This is a genomic window from Lysobacter sp. A286 (assembly GCF_054052105.1).
In genome coordinates this window covers 174301-190226 of the sequence record NZ_JBSVRJ010000001.1, presented here as the reverse complement: position 1 = coordinate 190226, position 15926 = coordinate 174301, and the positions used below count along the sequence as shown (strand labels likewise).

14 protein-coding genes are annotated in these 15926 nt (G+C 60.0%); 11 read left to right on the top strand and 3 right to left on the bottom strand.

Translation table 11 applies throughout. The features are described from left to right. The first annotated feature begins 339 nt into the window (after positions 1–339). The 6 genes from ACW7G0_RS00895 to ACW7G0_RS00870 are packed head-to-tail and all read left to right on the top strand — an operon-like array spanning position 340 to position 6372. Complete coding sequence (locus tag ACW7G0_RS00895; protein WP_456987060.1) at positions 340–1479, top strand: glycosyltransferase; 1140 nt, start codon at positions 340–342, stop codon at positions 1477–1479. Next, positions 1476–2282: a class I SAM-dependent methyltransferase gene (locus tag ACW7G0_RS00890; RefSeq protein WP_456987059.1), complete on the top strand. Its 807-nt coding sequence runs from the start codon at positions 1476–1478 to the stop codon at positions 2280–2282. The genes ACW7G0_RS00895 and ACW7G0_RS00890 overlap by 4 nt, the downstream gene beginning before the upstream one ends. After that, a complete protein-coding gene (locus ACW7G0_RS00885) occupies positions 2279–3235 on the top strand; it encodes a lysylphosphatidylglycerol synthase domain-containing protein (RefSeq protein ID WP_456987057.1) in 957 nt (318 codons plus the stop codon). Before ACW7G0_RS00890 ends, ACW7G0_RS00885 begins: the two co-directional genes overlap by 4 nt. Continuing rightward, positions 3232–4170, top strand: a complete 939-nt coding sequence (locus ACW7G0_RS00880) for a glycosyltransferase family 2 protein (RefSeq protein ID WP_456987055.1) — start codon at positions 3232–3234, stop codon at positions 4168–4170. The genes ACW7G0_RS00885 and ACW7G0_RS00880 overlap by 4 nt, the downstream gene beginning before the upstream one ends. Before the next feature lie 37 nt (positions 4171–4207). Further along, positions 4208–5695 (top strand): ArnT family glycosyltransferase, encoded by a 1488-nt coding sequence (locus ACW7G0_RS00875; protein ID WP_456987053.1) that lies wholly within the window; start codon positions 4208–4210, stop codon positions 5693–5695. Between the two features lie 2 nt (positions 5696–5697). Continuing rightward, positions 5698–6372 (top strand): hypothetical protein, encoded by a 675-nt coding sequence (locus ACW7G0_RS00870; RefSeq protein ID WP_456987051.1) that lies wholly within the window; start codon positions 5698–5700, stop codon positions 6370–6372. Between the two features lie 140 nt (positions 6373–6512). Here the strand turns inward: ACW7G0_RS00870 and ACW7G0_RS00865 are convergent, their stop codons facing one another. From ACW7G0_RS00865 to galE, 3 genes are all read right to left on the bottom strand, one after another. Beyond that, positions 6513–6998: a hypothetical protein gene (locus ACW7G0_RS00865; RefSeq protein ID WP_456987049.1), complete on the bottom strand. Its 486-nt coding sequence runs from the start codon at positions 6996–6998 to the stop codon at positions 6513–6515. Positions 6999–7071: 73 nt separating this feature from the next. Continuing rightward, positions 7072–9405, bottom strand: coding sequence for a glycosyltransferase family 2 protein (locus ACW7G0_RS00860; protein ID WP_456987047.1), 2334 nt, complete (start codon positions 9403–9405; stop codon positions 7072–7074). Beyond that, complete coding sequence (galE, locus tag ACW7G0_RS00855) at positions 9386–10387, bottom strand: UDP-glucose 4-epimerase GalE (RefSeq protein WP_456987045.1); 1002 nt, start codon at positions 10385–10387, stop codon at positions 9386–9388. Before galE ends, ACW7G0_RS00860 begins: the two co-directional genes overlap by 20 nt. Positions 10388–10642: 255 nt before the next feature. Between galE and ACW7G0_RS00850 the strand changes: the two genes are divergently transcribed. The 5 genes from ACW7G0_RS00850 (at position 10643) to ACW7G0_RS00830 (ending at position 15926) form a co-directional block, all read left to right on the top strand. Next, a complete protein-coding gene (locus tag ACW7G0_RS00850; protein WP_456987043.1) occupies positions 10643–11890 on the top strand; it encodes a hypothetical protein in 1248 nt (415 codons plus the stop codon). A gap of 88 nt (positions 11891–11978) precedes the next feature. Then, a complete protein-coding gene (locus tag ACW7G0_RS00845) occupies positions 11979–13496 on the top strand; it encodes a hypothetical protein (RefSeq protein WP_456987041.1) in 1518 nt (505 codons plus the stop codon). Between the two features lie 28 nt (positions 13497–13524). Further along, positions 13525–14448, top strand: coding sequence for a hypothetical protein (locus tag ACW7G0_RS00840; protein WP_456987039.1), 924 nt, complete (start codon positions 13525–13527; stop codon positions 14446–14448). Next, a complete protein-coding gene (locus tag ACW7G0_RS00835) occupies positions 14449–15129 on the top strand; it encodes a 6-hydroxymethylpterin diphosphokinase MptE-like protein (RefSeq protein ID WP_456987037.1) in 681 nt (226 codons plus the stop codon). It begins immediately after the preceding gene. Next, complete coding sequence (locus ACW7G0_RS00830; protein ID WP_456987035.1) at positions 15129–15926, top strand: MBL fold metallo-hydrolase; 798 nt, start codon at positions 15129–15131, stop codon at positions 15924–15926. The genes ACW7G0_RS00835 and ACW7G0_RS00830 overlap by 1 nt, the downstream gene beginning before the upstream one ends.

Here is a 15926-nt window from a genome sequence, read left to right as displayed (position 1 = left end):
TAGCGATTACAACCAATCTTGATGCTGGGAATTGCCGGCTGAGGCGTGCCATCCGAACGCTCAGAACCTGATGGATCTTACGGCAAGCGCCGGGGGCTTGCGAGAGACATCCTCTTCCGGCGACACCTGTAGAATGCACGCGCAATCGTGGGAGCCGTGAGCCGATCCGCGCACATAGCGCCACCATCGATGAGCAACGGGGCTGCACATCAGGGAAGTCAGCATGTGATCTCGGTCCATCGGGCCAGCTGGACTCGCCCGTATGTCATCAGCCTGCTAGACGGCATAACTCAACGCCTCCACGAGAGTCGGCAGCTCTTCATAATCCTGGGCCATTGAATGCGCGTCCTTTTCTGGGGCACCTACGACACCGGCAAACCGCGCAATCGCATTCTGCGCAAGGGCATCCTGGCCGCTGGCATGGATCTCCAGGAGATCCATGCCCCTGTCTGGGAAGGCATCGAGGACAAGTCGCAGGTTCGTGGCCTGGCTTCCCGGCTCACTTTGCTGATCCGCTGGCTGAGCGCCTATCCGGGGCTCGCCTGGCGTCTATGGCGCGCTCCCAAGCCCGACTTATACCTCATTGGCTACCCGGGCCTTCTCGATATTTTCGTTATCGCACCAATCGCAAGATTGCAGGGAATCCCGATCGCCTGGGATGTGTTCCTGTCGGCCTACGACACGATTTGCGAGGATCGCCAGCTGCTCCGGCCGAAGACACTCCCGGCCCGGTTTCTGCATTGGATCGAGGGGTTGGCATTGCGACGTGCCGATATCCTGTTCATGGATACCCGTTCCCACGCACACCGCCTGGAACAATTGTTTGGACTCGTTGCGGGACAATGTGATTTTGTCTGGGTCGGCGCGGAACTGGAGCACTTTGACCGTCCCAGCACACCCAGCTTGCCGGCATCAGAGACACCTGAATTTCGCGTTCTTTTCTATGGCCAGTTCATTCCGCTGCACGGCGTAGAGACCATCATCGAGGCAGCACGGTTGCTCCGCCACGAACCCATCGATTGGCAGCTGATCGGGCGTGGTCAAGAGGCAGGGCACATCCGGCAGATGCTGGCAGATGATCCGCTACAAAGGGTCCAGTGGGTCGACTGGGTAGCTTATGACCAACTGAAATGCTGGCTGGCCGGTGCTGACCTGTGCCTTGGCATATTCGGGACATCGGACAAGGCGGCCAGCGTGATTCCGAACAAGGTGTTCCAGATCATCGCGGCTGGACGGCCGATCGTCACGCGCGATTCGCCCGCCATCCGCGAACTGCTTTCGCCGGCTGCCCGATGTACCTATTTGGTGCCTGCCGGTGACGCACGCGCATTGGCGGATGCGGTCCTGGTCCATCATCGTGAAACCACAGAGAACGGCTCCGTGGTCCAATGCCATCAACCTCTGACTGCCCAGATCGCCGCTGCGGCGATCGGTCAACAGTTCCTTGCAATAATCCAGCGCAGGCTACGCGGGCGATGACAAATCCATTGATCGAGGATCGAATGCTTGGGCCGTCGGCGCCACAGTTGGGCTGGGTTCCGGCACCCCGTTACCTGCTACGGCGCCATCGCATCCTGCGTCAGTTGCGAGGTGCTGCACCAGGCCAGGTGGTTGAGATTGGCTCCGGTGCCGGGATGCTGTTGCAAGAACTCGCTGAGCGCGGACACTCCTGTCACGCGCTGGAAACCTCCCGGCAAGCCCGCGATCTGATCGGAAAGCTGTCCCTGGCATCCGGACAACCGATCGAGGTCCACGCCGAACCCCAGCAACATTGGGCGATGCACTTCCCGTTGGTCATGGCCTTCGAGGTCCTGGAGCACATCGAGGACGATGCCGCTGCATTGCGCGAATGGGCCAGCTGGCTTGCACCGGGCGGCACCTTGTTGATGTCGGTGCCCGCGCATCCTCGTCAATGGAATGCGGCCGACATCTGGGCTGGGCACTTTCGACGGTATCGCAAGAGCGAACTGATCGACCTGGTGGCGTCGACCGGACTGGAACTGGAACACATCGAGTGCATTGGCTTCCCTTTGGGAAACCTCACTGAGCGCGTCCAGGCCCGCGGCGTCGCTCGTCGCTTCAAGCAATCGGGCGACCAAGGGGCACGTCAAGACAACAATGATCGCAGCGGCATTGAGCGCGGTGATGTGCTGCGTTGGTATCCGCTGATCAGCTCGGCCCCGGGCAAGCTCGCACTACAGGGAGCCTTTGCGTTGCAGGCTGCGTTCCAACGGTTGCCATTGGGCAACGGCTACCTGTTACGCGCCACCAAGCCTCGATGAAACGCTCATTGCGATTGTTGGGCATTGCGGTCGCCATCGCCGCATTTTCGTACTTCGTGGTTTACGCATACCGCGCATTGAACGGCCAGGACTTAACCCAGCTGCTGGAGCCAGATGTGATGATGGCCGGCGGGTTCCTGACGGTCATGTGTACCCTGCTGATCCCCTTGACTGCCATCGCTTGGTCATGGCTGCTGAAAGGGCTCGGACAACCCGTCGGTTTCTCAATTACCGGGCCGATACTCGCAACCACCCAGATCGGCAAATATCTGCCGGGCAATGTTGCGCATCATCTGGGCCGTGTCGTCGTCGCTCGCGCACACGGAGTGGAGACGGGTCGGAACCTTCTTTCGATGGCGTATGAAACGCTGTTGTTACTGGTCGCATGCGCGCATGTGAGTGCGTTGACATTCCTCTGGGAACCTCCGGCAGCGCTTGCAGATTGGCCACTGGCAGACTATCGGGGCCCGCTAGTCATCGCCATCTCACTCGGGGCGCTGATCACCATGACGGCCGCACCGTGGTTCGCGAGAGTAATCATGCGCTTGCGCTCCGTTGATGGCACACCCACTGACCTGGCGACCCAAGCACATCCCGGTTGGTTGACGTCCCTCTGTTGCTATCTGGTCTATGCATTGAATTTCGCATTGGTCGGGATGGGACTGTGGTTCGTAGCCAGGGCCCTGTCACCGGACCCGGTCGGTTTGGCGAGCCTGGCCTTGCTGATCGGTGCGTTCGCAAGCAGCTGGATATTGGGCTTCCTGGCACCGGGTGCACCGGCCGGTCTGGGTGTCCGCGAAGCCGTGCTGTCGGTATGGCTCGGAGGAACGTTCGGCGCTCCTGTCGTGGTCGCAATCATCATCCTTCTGCGCATTGCAACTACACTTGGCGACCTGTTGAGCTTCCTGTGGGGAAGCACCGTCCTGGCTCGCCGGAGATTGCCTGCTCAATGAAACTCATCATCCAGATCCCCTGTCTGAACGAGTCCGGGACCCTCGCCATCGCACTGGGTGCATTGCCACGACAGGTGCCCGGCTTCGACACCGTCGAATGGCTGATCATCGATGACGGTTCCACTGACAACACCGGCGAGCTGGCAAAGGAGCTCGGGGTCGATCACGTAATCCGGCATCCAGTCAATCGTGGCTTGGCGACAGCCTTCATGACCGGCCTCGACGCGTGCCTGCGGCTCGGTGCCGATGTGATCGTCAATACCGATGCGGACAATCAGTACGAAGGCGCCGATATACCCAAGCTGACCGCCCCGGTCCTGGCTGGTGAGGCCGACATGGTGATCGGCGCGCGACCCATCAGCGAGACCGAGCACTTTTCCTGGGTAAAAAAGAAGCTGCAGCACCTGGGTAGCTGGGCCGTCCGTATGGCAAGCAAAACGCAAGTCGAGGATGCCCCAAGTGGCTTTCGCGCGATATCGCGGGAAACCGCCCTGCAGTTGAACGTTTTCAACGCCTATACCTACACGCTGGAGACGATCATCCAGGCCGGCCAGAGCAACCTGCGGATCGCGTCGGTCTCGGTGCGCACCAACCCCGACCTGCGACCATCACGCCTGGTCAAGAGCATCCCCAGTTACGTCAAGCGTTCGCTGCTGACCATCGTGCGGGTATTCGTGATCTACCGGCCACTGGCGCTGTTCGTTTATACCGGTTCGATATTCCTGGCTATCGGCTTGATTGCCGGGCTGCGCTTCCTTGTCCACTACCTGCAAGGCGCAGGCGACGGGCATATCCAGTCGGTCATCTTCGCGTCGTTGTTCATCACTTTGGGCGTACTGCTCTACATGATGGGCTTGATTGGCGACCTGATTGCCACCAATCGGAAACTCCTGGAGCGAATCAGCCTGCAGACGCGGCGATTCGACCTGTCGTAGGAGTGAGCGTGCCCCATCGACGATCGAGGCCCGAGACGTGAAACAAGCTGCACGGCGACTACCGTTCCTGCTCATCGCCACGTTGATCGCCACGATCTTCCTGCTCAAGTTCGTGGCCTATGCGTGGCTGGTCACGCCCTTATGGGACATCCCCGACGAATCGGGACACTATTCGTACGTGGAAGACATCGCTCGCGGGGAATGGGGCGTGATTGGCGAGGCCAGAATGGGGGTCGAGGTTACCCACTCCTGGAAAGCTCCCTCGGCCAAGCCGGGCATGAACTGGATCGCGCAGCATCCGCCGATGTTCTATGTACTGGACGCGCCCGTGGTGATGGCGGCGCAAGCCGCCGGACTCGACTTCGAGCAACAGGTCCGCTCCGCGCGCATGCTCGGCGCGGTGTTCGGGGCGTTGACGATCCTGGGGCTTGCATTGTTCCTGGCGCGGGCAACCGGTCGCGAGGAGTTGGGTCTTGCCGGCGCGATTTTCTTCGCCGCCACGCCGATGTTCACCCACCTGAGCACTGGCGTCAGCCACGACACCATGGTCGCGTGCACCGCGGCCTGGGCCGCCTACTGGCTGACTCGCTGGCAGGAATCAAACAACTTTCGCCACCTGCTCTATCTCGCCGCCTTGGTCGCGATATGCACGGTTACCAAATTGACCGCCCTGGCCATGGCAATCCCGCTGTTCTTTGCCCTCGCGTGGCAGCTATGGCGTAGCGCAATGCCTCCCAGCGGCCCGCAACGACTGTCTCGCATCATCGTGTTGTGGCTGGTCATGTTCGTGCCCATGTGCCTGTGGATTGCACGGAACCTGATGACACTGGGCCAGATCTTTCCCGATGCCAGCGTCATCTACGACAACTACGTGATAGTGCCCATCGGTTTCTTCCACCTCATGCGTGAATTTCCGTTCTGGCAGCACACCCTGCTGAACCTCATCGCGCTGATCGGGTGGAATGGTTCGGGCAACGGCGCACTCATTTGGGTACACGCGAACGGCTGGATGGCGCGGTACTTCCTGGCCTTCTTCGGTATTGCTGCATTGGGTGCCGTGGTCCACCCGATCCTTCCTCGTACCCCGGAACGATTCCGGCCAGCCATCGTTGCCTTGGGCATTGCCGCCATCGCCTGCGTAGGCCTCTGGTGGCCGCTGACGCAACTGGCGGTCCTGGTGTGCCTGCTGTTGCTGGCCGCCCTGGTGGGCACGCTGCTCATGCATATCAAGCCTTTCATCCGCGGCGACAACAGCCAGGGATGGCTCCTCGCCACGGCGGCCGCCTGCACGTTGTTCTTCGCATTCGCCTATTACGAGCATCTGTGGGCCGGCTTCACCGGCGTCATGCGCGCCACCCACGGCCGATACCTTTATCCGGTCATTCCGTTCCTGCTGCTGACCCTGCTGTGGCCGTTCCGCGGTCGCATCGCCGCTCGCGGCCTGCTATGCGGGGCGGTCGTCGCCATGGTCTTCGCCGACGGCTTCTACCTGCACCAGGTATTCAACTTGTACGGGCAAATTTGACGATGAAGATTCGTGCACTCGCCATCGTCTTGTTCATCGCCGCGGCATGCGCGCCCTGGCTGCCCTTCCACACCCAGACCACGGTCTACAAGAACGGCGCGGCCGGTTCGGTGCCCGCCGGCGAGATCCGCCGGGGATTTTCGCTCAGTCAGACGGTCATTCCCGGCACCCCCACGGCAGACGCCAATTCCGAAGGGTTGCAGCATTGCTTCGGCCTCAAGTTCGCGACCTACATGAGAACCAACGGCGGCCACCTCGATGTCGGCTGGCAACAAGGCGGGCAAGACCAGCAATGGCGTGTTTCCGCCGCCGACCTTGCGGACAACTCATTTCGTTATTTTTGCCCGGATGCCGCGTTCATCGTCCGGGAGCCGTTCCATTTACAAGTCACCGGCGTGGACGGTGAACCCGGTCGCTCGGCAACGCTGTGGCTGGTCGGTGACACCCGCCTGGGACAGGTCGATACCGAAGCCGACAACATCGCTGGCAAGGCATTGGCGCTGGACGTCACCGCACGCGAGCGCATTGCCTTCGGCACCATGCTGCGCGTCAACTACGGCGCCTTCCTGTTCGGCTGGATCTGCACGGTGCTGGTGGGCGTGTTCGCGCTGCTGTTCGGCTTCAGCCGCGGGGCGGGACCGACAGTTCGCAGTGAAGACTGGTCAGCGACAGATTGACGTTGACTGCTGGGTAGGTGTCACGACGCACCAGCAAACAGGCACCCGTCACAGCTGACATCGGCATGTCCTGGCGCGAACGGTGGATGCTCCCTGTCAATCGCTGCGACACCAGCTCGCGTATTTCCAGGTGAGCGCGATTATTTCCCTTTTCTCCACATAATATGGATGGAACCCGATGAATCCGAGTTTTTCAGACTGGGACCGACTTCAACTGGCTGCGCAATTATGTAGAGGTTGGCTCTGTCTTTTTTGGAGTAGGTTATCTTGATTTTTCCATCGTCGTCGACCTCGTCCTTCTTTGCATAGCCCAAAGCGATGATCGAAGCCTCGAACTGTTGTAGCGCTGTGGGAAAGTCTGCCTCCAGTACTTCAACAAGAACACGATGACGGGTCGTACCGCTGTTGCTTTGATCGAGGATGTCGTAATTTATTTCGTGCGGAAACTCCAGGGCAAGGCCCATGGCTGCAAGCTTGTCGACACCTTTGTCGTCTTCTGGCGCTGCAATTGGCCGCGACTGTTTCGGCGTTGAATCCGATTGCACTGCAGGCGCCTGATTGGTATCGCTCTTCCCACACGCGCCAAGAAGCATAGCCATGAAAATAACAACGAATATATTTCTCATATTGAATAACAAACCTGTTAATTAATTTTAACGTATCGACATCAACCGCAAGCATCGGCTTCGCGCGAACGACTCATCTGGACCCATGCGATAACTCAAAAGCGGAACTGTCAAGGGACAGGTTCACATTGTATGCCGGGTCACGCACAAGTTGGTCACCCCAACGCTGCTGCATCAACTCGACCTCCGCTGCAAACCGTTGCTTCTTCTCATCGGTATCCTCGCTACCGCGCGAGGCCGATTCGTGGTGGTACAGCTCCGCGAACGGGGTCCAGATATTGCGGTAGCCCGCTTCACGCAGCCGCAGGCAGAAGTCGATGTCGTTGAAGGCGACCTGCAACTGCTCGTCCAGACCACCGACCTGCTCGAATACTTCGCTGCGTACCAACAGGCAGGCACCGGTAACCGCCGACAGGCCCTGCGCCACACGTGCCCGTCCGCCATGTCCGGGATAGCCACGCGGCATTCCCGCATAGGCATGCGCCGCGACACCCTGGACACCCAGTACCACGCCCGCGTGCTGGATGGTGTCGTTGGGGTAATACAGCATCGCGCCCACCGCGCCGATACCCGGGCGAATGGCTTGCGACACCATCTCTTCCAGCCAATCCGGCGAGATCACTTCGATATCGTTATTGACCAGGCCGATCACTTCTCCGTCGCATTGATCCACCGCCCAGTTGTTGATCGCCGAGTAGTTGAAGGGGGCGTCATAGCGAAGCACCCTGACGCGCTCAAGCCCTTCCAGCTCCGCCAGATAGGCCAGCGCATCCGGATCCGACGACTGGTTGTCGACAACCACGACTTCGAAGTCCGGATACGTGGTCTTGCTGAAGATGCTCTCCACACACATCCGCAGTAGCTCGACCTTGTCGCGCGTGGGGATGATCAGGCTCACTTTTGGCGGCGTCGCCGGCAGCGGCCAATGCACGCGGTAGTGCCCGTGCGACAGCTCCTCGGCCCGCGCACCGGGATGTTGCCGGTCCAGATGTTCGGCCACCGCTCGCGCACCCGCTGAGGAGGCGTAGTCCTTGGCGTCGCGGGTCAAGGCAGTGGACCCCGGGATCGCACGCCAGTGGTACAGCACCTTCGGGATATGGCGGACCTGCGTCGGCTGCAGCTGCTCGGTGCAGCGCAGGATCAGGTCGTGGTCCTGGCTACCCTCGAAGCCCTTGCGGAAGCCGCCGACCTCACGGACCAGATCGGTTCGGATGGTGGTGAAATGACAGACGTAGTTCTGGCTGCGCAACAGGTCCGGATCGAAGTCGGGTTTGAAGTAGGGATCGAAGCGGCGCCCATCGGCGTCGATCTTGTCCTCGTCGGAATACAGCAGGCCGACATCCGGATTGAGCGCGATGACCTCGGCCACTTCAAGCAGCGCGTGGGGGCGTAACTCGTCGTCATGGTCCAGCAGCGCGACGTACTCACCCCTAGCAAGCTCCAGTGCGCTGTTGGACGCTTCCGATATGTGTCCGTTCTGGCTACGGCGCATGATCTGGATGCGGGCATCGGCGTTTGCGTACTCTTGGGCGATCTGCATCACTCGCGGGTCAGGCGAGGCATCGTCGACGATGCACAACTGCCAGTTCGGATACGCCTGGGCGAGCACGCTGTCGATGCACCGGCGTAGCCAGCGCTCGGGTGTTTGATAGAGGGGAAGCAGGATGGAAATCGTCGGCGCATGCTCGCCAAGCCGTGCCGCGCGTGCGTGCAATTGCTCCATGCGCGGATCAGTTAGCGTGTCGAAACGCGCAACCCATCCTGCGTAGTCTCCTGCGTCCGGCGGCAACAGGCGTCGCCGATACTGGTGATGCAGATCATCGGTTGCCTGCGAAACCCCGTGATGCACAACGCCCGCGGCAAACCGCAAGCAACGAGAAACCAGACCACCGGCACTGTGCGCAGTTGGCCCAAGCATGTGCCACAGGGCATGCATGCGCGAAACCCGGCGCAGGCTGAAATCCCCCATGCAGAAATTGCCAGGTCCCGGCAACGGACAAAGACGTAATGTCGTGACGTCATACTTGAGCAGCACCAGCGCCCGCACGCGCCCCTGTGCGTCCGGCGCGGGCAGGGCAATCTGCGCGTCACCATCGGCACCCGAGGCATAACCGGGGTACAGACATGGCATGGCCGTCATCGGTTCGGATGGCTGCAACGTCCCACGTAATGCGTACCATCCCGCCGGCAACCCACCATCCAGCGCCTGCAACTGCAACGTGAAGCAGGCGCGTTCGCCGCTGGACTTCCACTCGGCTGTGCGCCCGCCCGTGACCAGTTCCAAAGTGGCATCGGGCAGCAATGCCACTGGCTCGGGCGAAGCCTGCACTACCGGAGCGATGTCCCAACTCACCATGGTTTGCCCGACACCGACAAGAACACGCTTCTCAAGAGTACGTTTCCGCATGCTTGCTCCGGGCAGCAACTTGGCGCTCCCACGCCCAAGCATGGGCCACGATCGTCTCTAATTCGGCGTGACGGGGTATCCAACCCAGTACCGTCTTCGCACGTGTCGCATCGGCCACCAAGCGGGGTGGATCGCCCGCCCTACGGTCGCCGATTCGCACCGGAATGGCATGGTTGGTCACCCGTCGCGCCGCCTCGATGACATCGCGCACGGAGAATCCGTGCCCATTGCCCAGATTGAAACGCGCGCTATCACCTCCTTCCAACAGCCGCCGCAACGCCAGAAGATGCGCACTGCACAGATCCTCGACGTGAATGTAGTCGCGAATGCAGGTGCCATCAGGCGTATCGTAGTCCTCGCCGTACACCGTGATATGGGGACGCCTTCCCGATGCGACCTGCAGGATCAGCGGAATCAGGTGGGTCTCCGGTTCGTGGCATTCGCCCAGTTCGCCGTCCGGGTCCGCGCCAGCCGCATTGAAGTACCGCAGGGCAATCGATTTCAACCCGTAGGCTGTGTCGAAATCCTCCAGCATCTGCTCCACCATCCACTTGCTGCGACCATAGGGGTTGATGGCCTGCCCGGGATGCTCTTCGTCGATCGGCACATAGACAGGATTGCCGAAGACTGCGGCCGTGGAAGAGAAGATGAAGCGCTTCACCGCATGACGGCGCATGCCAGCCAGCAACACCTGGGTAGCCGTCACATTGTTGTGGTAGTACTTTTCCGGGTCACTCACCGACTCGCCGACCTGGATATGACTGGCGAAATGCATGACCGCGTCCGGCCGGACATCACGCAGCACCTGTTTGACGAAATCAGCGTCGCCGATATCCCCGACATATAAATCACTGCTGCCCACAGCTTGGCGATGGCCGCTACTCAAGTCATCCGCGATCACGGGATGCAGCCCCTCGATTCGCAGCATTTTCACCATGTGTGAGCCAATGTATCCGGCGCCACCGACGACCAAAATTGTCAAGATCAACCCCTCGAATCAACAAGTTGTAAAAGCCAGAGCCCGGTACGGCGGCGTCTGGGCCATGCAGGCCATGACTTGCATGACGTCACCCATCTGCCGACGCTGGCATCCGTCAAAAACCGCCGTCTGCTCGCGTATCATGTGCCGGCAGGTCTGCCGGCACTGGCGGGCCGAGTCATTAGGGGATGGCGAAGTTCCGGGACAACCGTGTCGGAGCTCCCGATCTGCACGTCATGATATTGCGATGAGGACACAATGGGAATTCTGATTTCTGGCTTGGACGAAGCTGAATGCCGCGACTTCATAGGAGCGGACGCATGGACGAGACATCAGGCCCGATGGTGCGCGCCGGAAGCGCTAGCGCCCGACACGCCCGATAGCCCCCAGATCATCTGGCTCTATCATGCGCCTTGGCATGTGCTCGATGGCCGCCACACTGGCAGCCAAGCGACGTTGGTGCAATGGATGGAGAGCAACCGTGCGGTCCTGAACATGCGCCGTCAGCTCGCTGATCGGCTGACGCTGGTGAACGTCGAACGCGTGCCGCAGACCGCATTGCGCGGCCGGCTCGCCGGCAAGGCACCCCGCGAACCAGACACGATCACCGGCATGGACATCGGTCCCGCCAGCCTGTCCGCGCAGGCACCTCTGCTTGGCCTGCTGTTCGAGCGTGCTGCGCCGCAGTATTGGGACGTTCTCGAGGCTCTGGAAGCCAGCGCTTGGCTGCCTTCCGGTGAGCCGTTGGTTCGTGGAGACGCAGAGTCCGATGAAAGCGCCTTGTTCGCGCTGCTCGACGCTCTGCATGACGCAACCGGCACGACCGAACAGCAGTCTGAGCTGCGCAAACTGCAGCAGGAACAACAAGGCCTCAAACAGGAAAGCGAGTTGCTACTACTGCAACTGCACCAGGTCCAGGAGGAACTGGAACAGTATTATCTGAAAAACATCGATCTGGACAAGTCATCTGTCAAGGACAAGAAGGCACTTGTCGACATGAGGCAAGTGCTTCAAGAGGCACAGCGCAACGACAAGGCGCTACAGATCCAGCTTCGCCAGATGCAGGACGAACTCAAACGCCACCACGTAATGCGGCCACCGCGAAGGGCGGCACCAGCCAGCACCGGTAGCTCGCCGGTACCTCCCCAGGCACCCGGCACCAGTACGAAGGGGCTGACTCGACTGCTCCCCGGCCGGATACGCAACAGGCTGGATCGCGCGCGAACCATCAAAGCCCAGCTTGGCCAAATGAATGACTTGCGCCAGTCAGAGTGGTTCGATGCGCAGTGGTACCTGGAACAGTATCCCGACATCCGCGCGACCAAGAGCGATCCGGTCGAACACTACTTCAGCCACGGCTGGAAGGAAAATCGCAATCCCGGAGTCGGCTTTGATACCGCCTATTACCTGCGTTCCAATCCCGACGTCTCGTACAGCGCCATTAATCCACTGTGGCATTTTATCCACTATGGTCGCAACGAAGGACGCCTGCCGCGAAAGCCATGAGCTTCCCACAATTTGGGTCTCACGCACGCGCGCCGCTGCCGGTCCCCACTCATACTGACTGACATCAACCTCTCCCCCACGTGGTTCCATGATGAAAGCCCTGCTTGAGCAAATCGCCAGATCGCAACAGCCCCTCGGCACGACACTGGTGGTCGGTGCGGGCGCCGGTTCAGACCTTCCTGATTTGCGCACGCTGCCCGGGGAACGCCTGGTTCTGGCCGAGGCGCATGCACGGCAAGCCGAAGAGCTTGCCCGACGCATCGTGCCCGCCCGGGGCGAGGAGGTCTGGCCGCTGGCCATCGTCGCCACTCCAGCCAGACAAGCCACACTGCATATCCTGAACAACCCGCATTTCAACAGTCTCAAGCCTCCGACAGAGCTTGGACGGCACTACCCCAACCTGCGCGTCACCGGCCAGATCGACGTTGCGGCGCGCACGCTTGCCGAGTCGATTGACAGCCTGGTCCTGGACGACGGTCGCCCGCATCTGCTGATCCTGGATGCGCCCGGCCAAGCCGGCGACCTGCTGTCCGCCACTGCGTCCCAGGCACTGCAATCCTTCACTTGGATCATCCTGCGCTGCAGCGTGGCGCCGCTGTATGCAGACGACAAGCAGGCGCAAGGATTGCTGGAGCAACTAGCCGAAGTCGGCTTCGATGCCGGCGAGGACGATCCGCAATCGCTCTACCCGCAGGCGTCATTCCTGCTGACCCGGAACCAGCCTCGCGTTGAAAAACTCCGTCTGGAAGCCCGTCTCGCCCAAGCGAGTATCGAGTGCGAAACACAGGCCCTGCTCGCCAGGCAACGTGAGCAAGATATCGAGAGACTAACCCAAGGCCGCGACCAGGCCACCACGCTGGTGCAAAAATACAAGGCACAACTGGATGCAACCCTCAAGGACGCCGCCACCGGGAACGGCAAACAGGCCGAGGATCTCGACAAACAAGCCAGGCTCGCTGAGCAATACAAGTCGGAACTGGACAAGGCCAATCAGACCGCATCCGAACAGCATAAACTCGCGACCGACCGCCACTCACAGGTCCAGGAACTGACTAAGGAACGCGACGAACAGTCCAAATTGGCAGCACAACAAAAAGCTGAACTAGACAAGGCCAATCAGACCGCATCCGAACAGCTTAAACTCGCGACCGACCGCCACTCACAGATCCAGGAGCTGAATCAGGAACGCGACGAACAGTCTAAATTGGCAGCACAACAAAAAGCTGAACTGGACAAGGCCAATCAGACCGCATCCGAACAGCATAAACTCGCGACCGACCGTCACGCAAAAATCCAGCAGATGAGCGAGGAACTAGTCGAAGCACATCAGACTTCCTCACTGAGCGTTAGATTGCAGGCATTGCGCGAAGCGGATCTGAAAGATCTCCAGGGCCGCTATCAGGACCTGATGGAGAAGAACGAAAATCAGCATCATCTCTTGGTGAGGTTGAGCGAGCGATTGACCGTGGCCGCGGATTATTTCCACCAATTAACACAGACGGAGAATGCAAATCCCTCACTCGATGAACGTACCGGGAGGCCTGCCAAGGTGATCAAGCCCTCACCTTCCCGGAAGTCATCCAGAAATCGACCCACGGCTCAATGACCTCTCCATGTTGATGTCGAGTCCACCCGTGGATGTGATGAAAAATCTGGCAGCAACGCTGGACGAGGCACTGGCCCTGCTGGATGAGTTTTCATCCGGGAACGAGACCGCGTTACCCTGCAATCAGAACTTCGGTAGTCTGGTGGAGCAGTGCTTGGCGCTTTGCGACGCACGGCAATCGCTGAGGAAAGAGCCAGTGCGCGTTCTGCACCATTTCGCCTGCACTGGAGGCACGCTGTTCAGCAAATGCATAGCAGCGATGCCCAACACGCAGCTGCTTAGCGAAGTCAATCCGCTGAGCACGTTGAACGACGTGCAAGGCAAGCCGACCTTCGCACCGACCGACATGATCAGGCAAATGAGGCAGAGCACCCGCGGAGTCGAATCTTCCGTCCTCATCAAGCTGTTCCTGAACGACTTGGACGTGATCTACAACGAAGCCCTGAAACAGGGTTACCGGCTAGTGCTGCGGGAACATTCACACAGCCATTACTGCTCAGGGGCCGGCGTGTCTGGTGAGCCGCACCTGGCTGCCATGGTCGCGCAAAGGCACGACATCCTCTCAGTCGTGACAGTCAGGAACCCCATCGAAAGTTTCCTCTCGTTGAAATCACGTAAATGGCAATTGCATTTTCAATCAAGCACATTCGACGAGTACTGTAAGAGATATATTGCTTTCATGGAGGACCACCGGGAAGCTCCCGTTTTCAAGTACGAAGACTTCCTCAGGTATCCGGCGACGGTGATGTCGGATATCTGCACTTGCTTGGAATTGCCTTTCTCTGAGCAGTTCGAATCGCTGTTCAACGTCTTCCGCATGACCGGGGACAGCGGCAGGACGGCCGATCATCTGGAGATACGCGAACCCCGCCCCATCGATGCGGACATGGCCTCAGAGGTGAACGCGTCGGTGCATTACGTGTTGCTCAAGAAACTGCTGGGCTATGAATAAATGAGCAGGTTCTCGTTGTTACACGATCGACATCGCGGAGAGCGTTGCGTCCTTATAGCCAACGGCCCTTCGCTCAACCGGATGGACCTCTCCTTCCTGCGTCGGCAGACCGTCATCGGCATGAACAAGATCTTCCTCGGTTTCAGGAAGTTTGACTTCTACCCGCAGTACTACGTGGCAGTGAACAGGAAGGTACTGGAGCAGTCCGCAAACATCATCAAGACGCTCAACTGCGTCAAGTTCATCAGCGATCGGGCCGACGGCATCATCCCCGAAAGCGGACTCAGCTACCGGATCAACACGACCCGTGCGCCCAACCGCTTCTGCCATGACATCGCCAAAGGCGTGCATGAAGGCTGGACCGTGACCTACGCGGCACTGCAGGTCGCCCATTACATGGGTTTCAGGGAAGTGGTACTGATCGGCATGGACCATCGCTTCGAATACGCCGGCGCGCCCAACCAGACCCAGACGCTCAACGGCCCCGACCCCAACCATTTCAGCCCGGATTACTTCGGACACGGCCAGAGCTGGGATAATCCCGACTTGGCCCATTCAGAAGAATCCTATCGGATCGCCCGCTGCGAGTACGAGCGCAGCGGACGTCGTATAATCGACGCCACGCTGGACGGGGCGTGCGACATTTTCGAAAAAGCTGACTACACGGCACTGGGGCTGTAATGAACAACAAACACGGAAGTCAGGCTTTGCGTGTTCCCACGCAATTGCTCGGCCAATCCGGCTGCCGACTGGCGTTTCCGGGATGCATGGTCTACCTCGACCCCTACCTGTCGAATTCGGTGCAGGAGCTGGATGCGCCCGACCTGGCCCGCCTGTTGCCCATTCCCTGTCCCCCCGAACAGATCACTGATGCCGACTGGGTACTGATCACCCACGAACACATCGATCACTGCGACCCGCACACCCTTCCGCAGCTAGCTGCCGCGTCACCCGCAGCCTGCTTCATGGGACCGGCGCCGGTGCTGCAACTGCTAGAGCAGTGGGGCGTCTCCAAGGACCGACTGCGACTAGCCACCGAGACATGGTCGGAGCTCGCAGACGGTCTGAAAGTACACGCCGTCGCTGCCGCCCACCCTCGGATCGAGCGCAACGAGTTTGGCCAACTGCGCCACGTCGGTTTCGTCATCGAATACCGCGCCAAGCGACTGTACCTGGCCGGCGACACCAGCGTCACCCAGGAGCTGATCGACCAGTTGGACACACTCCGCTCCATCTCCACTGCCTTTCTGCCGGTCAATGAACACAATTTCTTCCGTGGGCGTCGCGGCATCATCGGCAACATGTCGGTTCGCGAAGCCTTCCAGATGGCCGACGAGCTGGGCTTCCAGCACGTAGTGCCAGTCCACTGGGACATGTTCGCCGCCAATGCCGTGAGCGTCGACGAAATCCGCGCGGTATACGCGCAAATGCAGCCGAACTTCTTACTGCACGTGCAGCCCGACAACATACCTCTCTGA

What these genes read in the sequence shown, in the direction of transcription:
- ACW7G0_RS00895 (WP_456987060.1), top strand. Translation starts at nt 340, where the DNA reads ATGCGCGTCCTTTTCTGGGGCACCTACGACACCGGCAAACCGCGCAAT.
- ACW7G0_RS00890 (WP_456987059.1), top strand. Translation starts at nt 1,476, where the DNA reads ATGACAAATCCATTGATCGAGGATCGAATGCTTGGGCCGTCGGCGCCA.
- ACW7G0_RS00885 (WP_456987057.1), top strand. Translation starts at nt 2,279, where the DNA reads ATGAAACGCTCATTGCGATTGTTGGGCATTGCGGTCGCCATCGCCGCA.
- ACW7G0_RS00880 (WP_456987055.1), top strand. Translation starts at nt 3,232, where the DNA reads ATGAAACTCATCATCCAGATCCCCTGTCTGAACGAGTCCGGGACCCTC.
- ACW7G0_RS00870 (WP_456987051.1), top strand. Translation starts at nt 5,698, where the DNA reads ATGAAGATTCGTGCACTCGCCATCGTCTTGTTCATCGCCGCGGCATGC.
- ACW7G0_RS00865 (WP_456987049.1), bottom strand. Translation starts at nt 6,998, where the DNA reads ATGAGAAATATATTCGTTGTTATTTTCATGGCTATGCTTCTTGGCGCG.
- ACW7G0_RS00860 (WP_456987047.1), bottom strand. Translation starts at nt 9,405, where the DNA reads ATGCGGAAACGTACTCTTGAGAAGCGTGTTCTTGTCGGTGTCGGGCAA.
- ACW7G0_RS00850 (WP_456987043.1), top strand. Translation starts at nt 10,643, where the DNA reads ATGGGAATTCTGATTTCTGGCTTGGACGAAGCTGAATGCCGCGACTTC.
- ACW7G0_RS00845 (WP_456987041.1), top strand. Translation starts at nt 11,979, where the DNA reads ATGATGAAAGCCCTGCTTGAGCAAATCGCCAGATCGCAACAGCCCCTC.
- ACW7G0_RS00835 (WP_456987037.1), top strand. Translation starts at nt 14,449, where the DNA reads ATGAGCAGGTTCTCGTTGTTACACGATCGACATCGCGGAGAGCGTTGC.
- ACW7G0_RS00830 (WP_456987035.1), top strand. Translation starts at nt 15,129, where the DNA reads ATGAACAACAAACACGGAAGTCAGGCTTTGCGTGTTCCCACGCAATTG.